The sequence below is a fragment of the Streptomyces sp. NPDC050856 genome (genome assembly GCF_040653855.1).
GTDB lineage: Bacteria > Actinomycetota > Actinomycetes > Streptomycetales > Streptomycetaceae > Streptomyces.
Map to the genome: position 1 here is coordinate 206474 of NZ_JBFAGV010000006.1, position 12730 is coordinate 219203.

General features: G+C 72.2%; 12 protein-coding genes and 1 riboswitch. Of the genes, 10 read left to right on the forward strand and 2 right to left on the reverse strand.

The features are described 5' to 3' along the window. Window positions 1-8: 8 nt before the first annotated feature. Window positions 9-569 carry a helix-turn-helix domain-containing protein gene (locus AB0H53_RS08500; protein ID WP_362109059.1) on the forward strand — a complete coding sequence of 187 codons (561 nt, stop codon included), beginning with the start codon at window positions 9-11 and terminating at the stop codon, window positions 567-569. Window positions 570-575: 6 nt separating this feature from the next. On the opposite strand, the gene AB0H53_RS08505 is transcribed toward AB0H53_RS08500, so the two are convergent. After that, entirely contained in the window at window positions 576-1034 is a 459-nt protein-coding gene (locus tag AB0H53_RS08505) for a M23 family metallopeptidase (RefSeq protein WP_362108890.1), read from the reverse strand. Window positions 1035-1686: 652 nt separating this feature from the next. On the opposite strand from AB0H53_RS08505, the gene rpsB reads away from it, so the two are divergent. From rpsB to AB0H53_RS08550, 9 genes are all read left to right on the forward strand, one after another. Then, window positions 1687-2613 (forward strand): 30S ribosomal protein S2, encoded by a 927-nt coding sequence (gene rpsB / locus AB0H53_RS08510; RefSeq protein WP_362108892.1) that lies wholly within the window; start codon window positions 1687-1689, stop codon window positions 2611-2613. A 104-nt stretch (window positions 2614-2717) separates the two neighbouring features. Beyond that, the gene (gene tsf / locus AB0H53_RS08515) at window positions 2718-3554 is read left to right on the forward strand and encodes a translation elongation factor Ts (RefSeq protein ID WP_362108894.1); all 837 of its coding nucleotides are present in this window, start codon (window positions 2718-2720) and stop codon (window positions 3552-3554) included. A gap of 160 nt (window positions 3555-3714) precedes the next feature. Then, complete coding sequence (pyrH, locus tag AB0H53_RS08520; RefSeq protein ID WP_362108896.1) at window positions 3715-4479, forward strand: UMP kinase; 765 nt, start codon at window positions 3715-3717, stop codon at window positions 4477-4479. Between the two features lie 118 nt (window positions 4480-4597). After that, window positions 4598-5155, forward strand: coding sequence for a ribosome recycling factor (frr, locus tag AB0H53_RS08525; protein ID WP_362108898.1), 558 nt, complete (start codon window positions 4598-4600; stop codon window positions 5153-5155). Further along, window positions 5155-6315 carry a phosphatidate cytidylyltransferase gene (locus tag AB0H53_RS08530; protein ID WP_362108900.1) on the forward strand — a complete coding sequence of 387 codons (1161 nt, stop codon included), beginning with the start codon at window positions 5155-5157 and terminating at the stop codon, window positions 6313-6315. The genes frr and AB0H53_RS08530 overlap by 1 nt, the downstream gene beginning before the upstream one ends. Before the next feature lie 226 nt (window positions 6316-6541). Beyond that, window positions 6542-7654, forward strand: coding sequence for a 23S rRNA (adenine(2503)-C(2))-methyltransferase RlmN (gene rlmN / locus AB0H53_RS08535; protein WP_362108902.1), 1113 nt, complete (start codon window positions 6542-6544; stop codon window positions 7652-7654). 29 nt (window positions 7655-7683) lie between these two features. Beyond that, window positions 7684-7811: riboswitch (TPP riboswitch) on the forward strand. 74 nt (window positions 7812-7885) lie between these two features. Further along, window positions 7886-8980, forward strand: coding sequence for a thiamine ABC transporter substrate-binding protein (locus AB0H53_RS08540; RefSeq protein ID WP_362108904.1), 1095 nt, complete (start codon window positions 7886-7888; stop codon window positions 8978-8980). Window positions 8981-9030: 50 nt separating this feature from the next. Continuing rightward, on the forward strand, window positions 9031-10638 hold the full coding sequence (locus tag AB0H53_RS08545) for an iron ABC transporter permease (protein ID WP_362109061.1): 1608 nt from the start codon (window positions 9031-9033) through the stop codon (window positions 10636-10638). A 2-nt stretch (window positions 10639-10640) separates the two neighbouring features. Next, window positions 10641-11660, forward strand: a complete 1020-nt coding sequence (locus AB0H53_RS08550) for an ABC transporter ATP-binding protein (protein WP_362109063.1) — start codon at window positions 10641-10643, stop codon at window positions 11658-11660. Window positions 11661-11777: 117 nt separating this feature from the next. On the opposite strand, the gene AB0H53_RS08555 is transcribed toward AB0H53_RS08550, so the two are convergent. After that, window positions 11778-12692 (reverse strand): hypothetical protein, encoded by a 915-nt coding sequence (locus AB0H53_RS08555; RefSeq protein ID WP_362108906.1) that lies wholly within the window; start codon window positions 12690-12692, stop codon window positions 11778-11780. Window positions 12693-12730 lie beyond the last annotated feature (38 nt).

A 12730-nucleotide genomic window follows, 5' to 3' on the forward strand; every position in this document is an offset into this window, starting at 1 on the left:
CGGCCTCCGTGGCCGAGCACCGGACCATGCAGCGCGGCGCCCTGCTGGACGCCGCGCGTTCCCTGCTGTCCGAAGGCGGAACGGAAGCGCTGACCTTCCCGGCCCTCGCCGAGCGCACGGGCCTGGCGCGCTCCTCCGTCTACGAGTACTTCCGCTCGCGCGCCGCCGTCGTGGAGGAGCTGTGCGCCGTCGACTTCCCTCTGTGGGCGGCGGAGGTGGAGACGGCGATGGAACGGGCCGGGACGCCCCAGGGCAAGGTCGAGGCGTATGTCCGCAAGCAGCTCGACCTGGTCGGCGACCGGCGCCACCGGGCGGTCGTCGCCATCTCGGCCAGCGAGCTCGACGACGGTGCCCGCGAGAAGATCCGCGCGGCCCACGGCGGCCTCGTCGCCATGATCGTCGAGGCGCTCCGGGAGCTGGGGCAGGACCAGCCCCGGCTGGCCGCGATGCTTCTGCAGGGCGTGGTCGACGCGGCGGTACGGCGTATCGAGCTGGGCGCCGCGGAGGACCCGTCCGCCATCGCGGACACCGCGGTGGCGATGGCCCTCCACGGCGTGCGCGGCGCCTGAGCCGCGTCAGGCGCCCCTCAGCAGGGGCAGCAGGCGGGACGGCGGGCGACGCAGCAGGTGCGGGGGGAGCAGGGAGAGCGGGTCGAGGTAGGCCTCGCCCCGGCGCAGGCCCCAGTGCAGGCACACCGGCGCGCAGTGCGAGCGGGAGTCCACCACGGCCGCCACCACCTGGCCCGCCGCCACCTCGGCCCCCACGGGGACCAGGGGGCGCACCGGTTCGTAGGTGGTACGCAGCGGAGGGGAGCCCGAACCCGTGAGGGTGATGGTGAGGACGCCCCGGCCGGCCACCGGACCGGCGAAGGAGACCCGGCCGCCCGCCGCCGCGCGCACCGGGGTGCCGGGCGGCGCGTCGAGGTCGACCCCTCGGTGACCCGGGCCGTAAGGCGACGCGGGCGGCTCCCAGCCCCGGACGACGACCGGCCGCGGCGGCCCCAGCGGCCAGACGCCCACCGGCCAGACGCCCACCGGCCAGACGCCCACCGGCCGCGGCGGCCACGTCGGGCCGGTCCCGGCCGGCGGCCGCGGCCACCGGTATCCCGGTGGCGCGGGGGCCCCTGCCCCCGCCCCCGATCCGACCCCGGTACCCGGCCCCCGCCCGCCTTCCTGCCCTCCCGCTCCGGGCTCAGGCACGTCCAGCTCCGGAGCCCCGGCCGCCGGCCCCGGCCGCGTTCCTGCCGCCGGCCCCGGCCCCGTCACCGCCGCCGGCCCACCGTGCGGCGACGCCGGACCCGCCCGCCCCGGCGGCGGGGCGGCGGCCACGGCGGCCGCCAGGGGTGGCGACGGCCCCGTCGCGGCGGCGGGCGGCAGAGCGGCCGCGATCGGCGCGATCAGCGCGGTCAGGACGAGCACGACGCGGTTCATGGCCAGCACTGTCCCGCGGGTGCGCCGCGCCGCGTTGATCTTGGAACGGAACTGTGGACTACCGGGCGGTTGTGGACATCGCCGTCACCCGGCGCTGCCAAGGTCCCGTACACTTCTTCTGGCGACCCGGGTCACCGGGTCGACTTCGCACGCCCCGCCACAGCCCTCAAAAGTCGTGGCAGCGCCCATCGGTCCCTCGTGGCACGGCGCGTCGGGGCGTCAGGCACATAACCGAGAAACCCAAGGAGATACGGCCATGGCCGTCGTCACGATGCGGGAGCTGCTGGAAAGCGGCGTCCACTTCGGTCACCAGACCCGTCGCTGGAACCCGAAGATGAAGCGGTTCATCTTCACCGAGCGCAACGGCATCTACATCATCGACCTGCTCCAGTCGCTGTCGTACATCGACCGCGCCTACGAGTTCGTCAAGGAGACCGTCGCCCACGGCGGCTCCATCATGTTCGTCGGCACGAAGAAGCAGGCGCAGGAGGCCATCGCCGAGCAGGCGACCCGCGTCGGCATGCCGTACGTCAACCAGCGCTGGCTGGGCGGCATGCTCACCAACTTCTCCACCGTCTACAAGCGTCTGCAGCGCCTCAAGGAGCTCGAGCAGATCGACTTCGACGACGTGGCCGCCTCCGGTCTCACCAAGAAGGAGCTCCTGGTCCTCTCCCGCGAGAAGGCCAAGCTGGAGAAGACCCTCGGTGGTATCCGCGAGATGCAGAAGGTGCCGAGCGCCGTCTGGATCGTCGACACCAAGAAGGAGCACATCGCCGTCGGTGAGGCGCGCAAGCTCCACATCCCGGTCGTCGCGATCCTCGACACCAACTGCGACCCCGACGAGGTCGACTACAAGATCCCGGGCAACGACGACGCGATCCGCTCCGTCACCCTGCTCACCCGCGTGATCGCCGACGCCGTCGCCGAGGGCCTCATCGCCCGTTCCGGCGCCGCCACCGGCGACTCCAAGCCGGGCGAGAAGGCCGCCGGCGAGCCCCTCGCCGAGTGGGAGCGCGACCTGCTCGAGGGTGAGAAGAAGGCGGATTCCGACGAGGCCGCCGAGAAGCCGGCCGAGGCCGCTGCCGAGGCTCCGGCCGCCGACGAGGCCCCGGCCGACGAGGCTCCGGCCGCGGACGCCCCGGCTGCCGACGAGGCTCCGGCCGCCGAGGCCGAGCAGGCCTGACCTCACAGTTTCGGTTGGAGACGGCGGGGGCGCGCACACTGCCCCCCGCCGTCCACCCGTAGATCTTCGTAGATCTTCCAGACTTCGAGAGAGATTCAAAGATCATGGCGAACTACACCGCCGCTGACGTCAAGAAGCTCCGCGAGCTCACCGGCGCCGGCATGATGGACTGCAAGAAGGCCCTGGACGAGGCCGAGGGCAACGTCGACAAGGCCGTCGAGGCGCTGCGCATCAAGGGGCAGAAGGGCGTCGCCAAGCGCGAGGGCCGCTCCGCCGAGAACGGCGCCGTCGTCTCCCTGATCGCCGACGACAACACCTCCGGTGTCCTGGTCGAGCTGAAGTGCGAGACGGACTTCGTCGCCAAGGGCGAGAAGTTCCAGGCCGTCGCCAACCAGCTCGCCGCGCACGTCGCCGCCACCTCCCCGGCCGACCTCGAGGCGCTGCTCGCCTCCGAGATCGAGTCCGGCAAGACCGTGCAGGCGTTCGTGGACGAGGCCAACGCCAACCTGGGCGAGAAGATCGTCCTGGACCGCTTCGCGCAGTTCTCCGGCGCGTACGTCTCCGCCTACATGCACCGCACCATGCCCGACCTGCCCCCGCAGATCGGTGTCCTGGTCGAGCTGGACAAGGCGAACGCCGAGATCGCCAAGGGTGTCGCGCAGCACATCGCCGCCTTCGCCCCGAAGTACCTCTCCCGCGAGGACGTCCCGGCCGAGGTCGTCGAGGCCGAGCGCCGCGTCGCCGAGGAGACCACGCGCGCCGAGGGCAAGCCCGAGGCCGCCCTTCCGAAGATCGTCGAGGGTCGCGTCAACGGCTTCTTCAAGGAGGCCACCCTCCTCGGCCAGCCGTACGCGCTCGACAACAAGAAGTCCGTCCAGCAGATTCTGGACGAGGCCGGTGTCACCCTGAAGCGCTTCACGCGCATCAAGGTCGGCATCTGAGCCGGTACGCGGTCAACGCGGGAGCCCGCTAGGGTTTTCCCGAGCGGACGCCCCGCGCACACGCGCCGGACAGCCGCAGATCTGACGAGGAGGCCATTGCCGTAGGGACACCAGCACCCACCGGCAATGGCCTTCCTCGTATGCGCACGAGGAGATCCCCATGAATCAGGACGCCGCACAGGGCGACGACAACCAGGGCAAAAAGGCCGGCCGCTTCATGCTGAAGCTGTCCGGTGAGGCGTTCGCGGGCGGTGGTGGCCTCGGCGTCGACCCCGATGTCGTTCACGCCATCGCACGTGAGATCGCAGCGGTCGTCCGCGACGGCGCGGAGATCGCGGTCGTGATCGGCGGCGGCAACTTCTTCCGCGGAGCCGAGCTCCAGGTGCGCGGTATGGACCGGGCGCGCTCCGACTACATGGGCATGCTCGGCACCGTCATGAACTGCCTCGCGCTCCAGGACTTCCTGGAGAAGGAGGGCATCGACTCCCGGGTGCAGACCGCCATCACCATGGGCCAGGTCGCGGAGCCCTACATCCCGCTGCGCGCCGTGCGCCACCTGGAGAAGGGCCGCGTCGTCATCTTCGGCGCCGGCATGGGCATGCCGTACTTCTCCACCGACACGACCGCGGCCCAGCGCGCGCTGGAGATCGACGCCGAGGCCCTCCTCATGGGCAAGAACGGCGTCGACGGGGTCTACGACTCCGACCCGAAGGCCAACCCGGACGCGGTGAAGTTCGACGCGCTGGAGTACGGCGAGGTGCTCTCCCGCGACCTCAAGGTCGCCGACGCCACCGCCATCACCCTCTGCCGCGACAACAACCTGCCGATCCTCGTCTTCGAACTGCTCGCGGCGGGCAATATCGCGCGTGCGGTGAAGGGTGAGAAGATCGGCACTCTCGTGAGCGACCAGGGCACCCGGAACTGACCCTCCGGACCCCCTGGTCCCAGGCCCTCCCGGGCCCGCGAGGGGATGGACAAAGCCCCTGCCGGTCGGACACCGTGCAGGAGAAGACGCGCCTACTCAAGACACGCAGGAGCAAGTGGTGATCGAAGAGACCCTCCTCGAGGCAGAGGAGAAAATGGAGAAGGCCGTCCTGGTCGCCAAGGAGGACTTCGCCGCGATCCGTACCGGTCGCGCGCACCCGGCCATGTTCAACAAGATCGTGGCCGACTACTACGGTGCCCTGACCCCGATCAACCAGCTCGCCTCGTTCTCGGTGCCCGAGGCGCGGATGGCCGTCGTGACCCCGTTCGACAAGAGCGCGCTGCGCAACATCGAGCAGGCGATCCGCGACTCGGACCTGGGCGTCAACCCGAGCAACGACGGCAACATCATCCGGGTGGTGTTCCCGGAGCTCACGCAGGACCGCCGCAAGGAGTACATCAAGGTCGCCAAGACCAAGGCCGAGGACTCCAAGATCTCGATCCGTTCCGTGCGCCGCAAGGCCAAGGAGACGATCGACAAGTTCGTCAAGGACGGCGAGGTCGGCGAGGACGAGGGCCGCCGCGCGGAGAAGGAGCTCGACGACACCACCGCGAAGTACGTCGCGCAGGTGGACGAGCTGCTCAAGCACAAGGAAGCCGAGCTGCTCGAGGTCTGATGAACGACTCTTCCTGGGGGGCCCCGCCGAGAGGCGGTTACTGGGGCCCGCCCGACCAGGGCCGTGCTCCGGCCGGCCCGGCGGGTCCCGCATACGATGGGCGTGACGCACAGCGGACTCGGCCCATGCCCGTCGTACCCGGCGTTCCCGCCGGCGGCCATGCCGGTGGCGGTGCCGGCGGCCACGCCGGCGCGGACCAGGATGACCGTGAACCGGGGACCGCTCGGCTGAGCGGTCCCCTCTTCCTTGACGAGATGCCGCAGGAGCCCATGCCCAGCCCACCGCCGGTGGCACCGCAGCCTCCGGAGTCCCCGGAGCCCTCCTCCTCCCAGGCCCGGCAGAAGAAGCGGGCCGGTCGGGATCTGCGGGCCGCCATAGGCGTCGGGGTCGCGCTCGGTGCGGTGATCATCGCTTCGCTCTTCATCTGGAAGGCCGCCTTCGTCGGCGTCGTCGTCGTCGCCGTGGTGGTCGGGCTGTGGGAGCTGACCTCCCGCCTGGCCGAGCGCACGTCCATCAAGGCCCCGCTGGTGCCGGTCGCGCTCGGCGGCGCGGCGATGGTGGTGGCCGGCTATGTGCGGGGTGCCGAGGGTGCCTGGGTCGCCATGGCGCTCACCGCGCTCGCGGTGCTGGTGTGGCGGATGGCCGAACCGCCCGAGGGCTACCTCAGGGACGTCACGGCCGGTGTGTTCGCCGCGTTCTACGTGCCGTTCCTGGCGACCTTCGTGGCGCTGATGCTCGCCGCCGAGGACGGGCCCCAGCGGGTGCTCGCCTTCCTGCTGCTGACCGTGGTGAGCGACACCGGCGCGTACGCGGTCGGCTGGCGGTTCGGCAGGCGCAAGCTGGCCCCGCGCATCAGCCCCGGCAAGACCCGTGAGGGCCTGGTCGGGGCGGTGACCTTCGCCATGGCCGCCGGTGCGCTGTGCATGGAGTTCCTGATCCACGGCGGTGCGTGGTGGCAGGGCCTGCTGCTGGGACTCGCGGTCGCGGCCAGCGCGACGCTCGGCGACCTCGGCGAGTCGATGATCAAGCGTGACCTGGGCATCAAGGACATGGGCACGCTGCTGCCCGGCCACGGCGGCATCATGGACCGGCTGGACTCCCTGCTGCCCACGGCACCGGTGGTGTGGCTGCTGCTGGTGGTGTTCGTGGGGGCGGGCTGAGCCGCGACCGGCGGCCGTGAGGTCCGTCGTCGGAACAGGCTGAGCCGCGAGGCGGTTACCCTGGAAGGGCTCGTCGCATATGAGGCATGTATGAGCGGCGGGCCCTTTCGGCCCCGCGTCTGCGGGGGTGATCCTGTGAGGTCTCCTGGCTCCGGCAGTGCCCTGCCGTCGGCTCCGCGCTCAGCGGGGGCAGCCCGGCCTCGTCTTTTCTGAGGAGTTACAGCTCATGGCACCCCCCGCTCCGGGAGAACTTACCTTCGTCGCGCCGCGCGGAGCCAAGAAGCCGCCCCGGCACCTCGCCGACCTGACGCCCGCCGAGCGCAAGGAGGCGGTGGCCGCGATCGGCGAGAAGCCGTTCCGCGCCAAGCAGCTCTCGCAGCACTACTTCTCGCGGTACGCCCACGACCCGGCCCAGTGGACCGACATTCCGGCCGCCTCGCGCGAGAGGCTCGCCGGCGAGCTGCTGCCCGACCTCATGTCCGTCGTCCGGCACATCTCCTGTGACGACGACACCACCCGCAAGACCCTGTGGCGCCTGCACGACGGCACGCTGGTCGAGTCCGTGCTGATGCGCTACCCGGACCGCGTGACGATGTGCATCTCGTCGCAGGCCGGCTGCGGCATGAACTGCCCCTTCTGCGCCACCGGCCAGGCGGGCCTGGACCGCAACCTGTCGACCGCCGAGATCGTGCACCAGATCGTGGACGGCATGCGCGCCCTGCGCGACGGCGAGGTCCCCGGGGGCCCGGCCCGGCTGTCCAACATCGTCTTCATGGGCATGGGCGAGCCGCTCGCCAACTACAAGCGGGTCGTCGGAGCCATCCGCCGGCTGACCGACCCCGAACCGGACGGGCTCGGGCTCTCCCAGCGCGGCATCACCGTCTCCACCGTGGGCCTGGTCCCGGCCATGCTGCGGTTCGCCGACGAGGGCTTCAAGTGCCGTCTCGCCGTCTCGCTGCACGCGCCGGACGACGAGCTGCGCGACACCCTCGTCCCGGTCAACACGCGCTGGAAGGTGCGGGAGGTGCTGGACGCCGCCTGGGAGTACGCGGAGAAGTCCGGCCGCCGCGTCTCCATCGAGTACGCGCTCATCCGGGACATCAACGACCAGGCATGGCGCGGTGACCTGCTGGGCCGGCTGCTCAAGGGCAAGCGGGTGCATGTCAACCTGATCCCGCTCAACCCGACGCCGGGCTCCAAGTGGACCGCGTCGCGGCCGGAGGACGAGAAGGCGTTCGTCGAGGCGATCGCCGCCCACGGCGTACCGGTCACCGTGCGTGACACGCGCGGGCAGGAGATCGACGGCGCCTGTGGACAGCTGGCCGCCGCCGAGCGGTGAGCTTGTAGTCTTGGCTCGAGAACATCTTCATATTCCGACAGGGGAGCGCCACAGCGCTGAGAGTGCGGCACACGCCTGGGGAACCAGCGCGGGTGGCCGCAGACCCTCTGAACCTCGCCCAGGTCATTCTGGGTAGGAAGTTCGGTCGTTACTCGAGCTGTTGCGCCCTGCCCGCCGGAGACCCGGCGGGCAGGGCCGCGTCTTCTCCTGGCATACCCAGGAGGAATCTCAGTGAGCACCACCAGGAAGATCACGGTCGGCGCGCTGGCGGCCGCGCTGGGCGTCACCGCGCTCACCGCCTGCGGCGGCGGGTCCGGCGAGACCTCCGGCGACGGCGGCACGGGCTCGAAGACCGTCACGCTCGTCAGCCACGACTCCTTCAACGCCTCCCCGGCGGTCCTGAAGGAGTTCACGAAGCGGACCGGGTACACCGTCAAGGTCCTCAAGAGCGGTGACGCGGGCGAGGCCGTCAACAAGGCCGTCCTCACCAAGGGCGCCCCGCAGGGCGACGTCTTCTTCGGCGTCGACAACACCCTGCTCTCCCGGGCCCTCGACCACGGGCTCTTCGAGCCGTACGAGGCCAAGGGCCTGGACCGGATCCCCGAGGCCGTGCAGCTGGACAAGGACGAGCACCGGGTCACGCCCGTCGACACCGGCGAGATCTGCGTCAACTACGACAAGAAGTACTTCGCCGACAGGAAGCTGGCGCCGCCCAGCACCTTCGACGACCTCGCCGAGCCCGCCTACAAGGACCTGCTGGTGGTGGAGAACCCCGAGCGGTCCTCGCCCGGGCTCGGATTCCTGCTCGGCACGGCCGCCGAGTACGGGGACGAGGGCTGGCCGGACTACTGGAAGAAGCTCAAGGCCAACGGCGTCAAGGTGGTCGACAGCTGGGAGCTCGCCTACAACCAGGAGTTCTCCGGCTCGGCCGGCGGCAAGCAGGCCAAGGGCGACCGGCCGCTCGTCGTGTCCTACGCCTCCAGCCCGCCGGTGGAGGTGCTGTACGCCGAGCCGCGGCCCGCGCAGGCGCCGACCGGCGTGGCCACCGGCACCTGCTTCCGGCAGACCGAGTTCGCGGGGCTGCTGGCCGGCGCGAGGAACGAGGCCGGAGGCAAGGCGCTGATCGACTTCCTGATCAGCAGGACCTTCCAGGAGGACCTGCCGCTGCAGATGTTCGTGAACCCGGTCGCCAAGGACGCGAAGCTGCCCGAGCTGTTCACCGAGCACGGGGCCAGGATCGACAAGCCGCACACGGTCGCTCCCGACAGGATCGCCGAGAACCGCGAACAGTGGATCAAGACGTGGTCCTCGCTCGTGCTCAAGTGAGGGCCGGCGCGCGCGCGGCCGTCAGGGACGGAGCGGTACGTGGCGGGCTGCTGGCCCTGCCCGTCGTGTTCTTCGCCTTGTTCTTCGCCTACCCCGTCACCGCCATCGTCGGACGCGGGCTTCGGACCGAGGACGGCGGCTGGCGGTTCGGGCGGCTCGGTGAGGTGCTGAGCCGCCCGGACATCCTGGACGTGCTGTGGTTCACCACCTGGCAGGCCCTCGCCTCCACCGCGCTGACCCTGCTGCTCGCCCTGCCCGGCGCCTATGTCTTCGCCCGCCTCGACTTCCCCGGCAAGCAGCTGCTGCGGGCCGTGGTCACCGTGCCGTTCGTGCTGCCGACCGTGGTCGTCGGGACGGCCTTCCTGGCCGTGGTCGGGCGGGGCGGGCTGACCGACGGGCTGTGGGGCGTGCGGCTCGACACCACGGTGTGGGCGATCCTCCTCGCGCACGTCTTCTTCAACTACGCGGTGGTCGTGCGGACGGTGGGCGGCCTGTGGTCCCAGCTCGACCCGCGCCAGGAGGAGGCCGCCCGGGTGCTGGGCGCCTCCCGCTTCGGCGCGTGGCGGCGCGTCACCCTGCCCGCGCTCGGGCCCGCCGTGGCGGCGGCCGCGCTGATGGTCTTCCTCTTCACGTACACCTCCTTCGGCGTCGTACAGATCCTCGGCGGGCCCGCCTACGCCACGCTGGAGGCGGAGATCTACCGGCAGACCGCGCAGCTGCTCGACCTGCCCACGGCGGCGGTGCTGACACTGGTGCAGTTCGTGGCGGTGGGCGCCGTCCTCGCGGTCCACGCCTGGACGGTACGCAGGCGGGAGACCGCGCTGAGGCTGGTGGACGCGGCGCGTACCGCCCGCCGGCCGCGCGGAGCGGGGCAGTGGACACTGCTCGCCGGCGTGCTGACGACCGTCCTGCTGCTGCTCCTGCTGCCGCTCGGGGTGCTGGTCGCGCGCTCCTTCGGCGGTGGCCTCGGCCACTACCGGGCGCTGCGGGACGTGGACGCCAGTGGCGGCACCTTCCTGGTGCCCCCGTTGGAGGCGATCGGCAACTCGCTCCAGTACGCGCTCGCCGCGACCGCCATCGCGCTGGTGGTCGGCGGACTGGCCGCCGCCGCGGTGACCCGGCGGCGGGCCGGGCGGCTGGTGCGGGGCTTCGACGCGCTGCTGATGCTCCCCCTCGGGGTCTCGGCGGTGACCGTCGGCTTCGGCTTCCTGATCACCCTGGACGAACCGCCGCTGGACCTGCGCTCCTCGTGGATCCTGGTGCCGCTGGCCCAGGCCCTGGTCGGTGTCCCCTTCGTCGTGCGGACCATGCTGCCCGTGCTGCGCGCGGTGGACGACCGGCTGCGTGAGGCCGCCGCCGTGCTCGGCGCCTCACCGCTGCGGGTGTGGCGCGAGGTGGACCTGCCGCTGGTGCGGCGGGCGCTGCTGGTGGCGGCGGGGTTCGCGTTCGCCGTGTCCCTGGGGGAGTTCGGGGCGACCGTGTTCATCGCGCGGCCCGACAACCCGACCCTGCCGGTCGCCGTGGCACGCCTGCTCGGGCGGCCCGGTGAGCTCAACTACGGGCAGGCCATGGCCCTGTCCACGATCCTGATGGTGGTGTGCGCGGTGGCGCTGCTGCTCCTGGAACGCATCCGTGTCGACCGTTCGGGGGAGTGGTGACCGTGCTGGTTCTCGACGGCGTGACCGTACGCTTCGGCGGGCGCACCGCCCTGGACGCCGTGGACCTCACGGTCGCCGACCACCGGATCGTCTGCGTGCTCGGCCCCAGCGGCAGCGGCAAGTCGACGCTGCTGCGCGTGGTGGCCGGTCTCCAGCGGGCGGACGCGGGACGCGTGCTGCTGGACGGCGCCGACCAGGCCGGGGTGCCGGTGCACCGGCGGGGTGTGGGCCTGATGTTCCAGGACCACCAGCTCTTCCCGCAGCGGGACGTGGCCGGAAACGTCGCCTTCGGGCTGCGCATGCGCGGCGCTTCCGGGCGGGAACAGGCCGCGCGGGTCGCCGAGCTGCTGGACCTGGTGGGGCTGCCGGGCGCCGGGCGGCGGGCGGTGGCCGCGCTGTCGGGCGGCGAGCAGCAGCGGGTCGCCCTGGCGCGGGCCCTGGCGCCCAGCCCCCGGCTGCTGATGCTGGACGAGCCGCTGGGCCAGCTCGACCGGGGGCTGCGCGAGCGGCTCGTGGTGGAGCTGCGGCAACTGTTCGGGCGGCTCGGTACGACGGTGCTCGCCGTCACCCACGACCAGGGCGAGGCGTTCGCGCTGGCCGACCGGGTCGTGGTGATGCGGGACGGGCGCGTCGCCCAGGCCGGTACCCCGCTGGAGGTCTGGCAGCGCCCGGCCGACGAGTTCGTCGCCCGCTTCCTGGGCTTCGACAACGTGGTGGCCGCGACGGTCGGCGGCGAGGCCGCCGACACGGTCTGGGGCAAGGTCCCGGTGCCCGCCGGATCCCCGCAGGGCGCCCGGCGGGTACTGGTGCGGGCCGGCGGGGTACGGCTGGGGGACCCGGCCGAGGGGCTGCGGTGCGTGGTCGAGGGCCGCACGTTCCGGGGCAGCCACGTCGCCGTACGGCTGCGCCCCGAGGGGGACGCCCCGGCGCTGGAGGCGGAGTGCGGGCTGCGGGACGCGCCCGAGGAGGGCGCGGTGGTCGGAGCGGTCTTCACCGCCGACGAGGTCGTCGTCCTGGACTGAGGCGCGCCGGGTCCGCCCGCCGGGCGGTCCGCCGGGTCGGTACGGCACGGGCGGGCCCGGCCCCGGGCGCGAGGCCGGGCCCCGGGCGGCGCCCGGGGCCCCCGGCTCCGGTCCCGGTCAGCCCACCCGGGAGAGCTCCTTGGCCTCGGGACGGTCGGCGAGCTCCGGTTCCCCCTCGGGCGCGCCGAACCACGCCACCGCCACCGCTCCGGCCACCGCCAGCACGAACCCGGTGATCGCGAGCCAGGCGAACCCCGGCCGGGAGGCGTCGCCCAGCCACAGCACCCCGATCATGCCGGGCAGCACGGTCTCGCCGACCACCAGCGCCGCCGTCGCCCCGTTCACCGAACCGATCTGGAGGGCGATGGTGTGCAGGTACATCCCGCCCACCCCGGCGACCAGGATCGCGTACAGCGCCGGGTCGCCCAGCAGCGCGCCCAGGTCGAACGGGTCGATGCCGTTGAGCACCCGCACGCCCACGCCGAGCGCGCCGAAGCCCAGGCCGGACAGCAGGCCCGCCAGGATCGCGGCCCGCGCGCCCAGCAGCCGCACCACGACGGTGCCACCCACCATCAGCAGCAGCGAGATCGCCAGCAGCCACCAGTGGGTGGCCACCGGGGTGTGGCCGCTGCCCTCCGGGCCCGCCGCCGTGGCCAGCAGGACCAGCGCCGAGCAGACCACCCCGATCGAGGTCCACTCGGCCCGGGTCAGCCGGATGCCGAGCAGCCTCACGCTCAGGACGGCCGTGATCACCAGGTTGGCGCTGATCACCGTCTGGGACAGGAACAGCGGCAGCAGCCGCGCGGCCAGCGCGCCCAGCCCGAAGCCCACGAAGTCGAGGATGGTGCCGACGATGAACTCCCAGGTCATCGCCGCCTTCGCGGTCGACGACAGGGAGGGCCCGCCGTGCTGGGTGGTGCTGCCCGCCGCCGCCTCGCGGCGCGCGGACTTGCGCGAGCCGACGGCTTGCAGGACCGAGCCCGTGCCGTAGCAGATGGAGGCCGCGACGGCCGTCAGCAGTCCTATGAGCACGTCGGGCTCCGTTCAGTGGGGTGGGTGTCCGTCTGCCA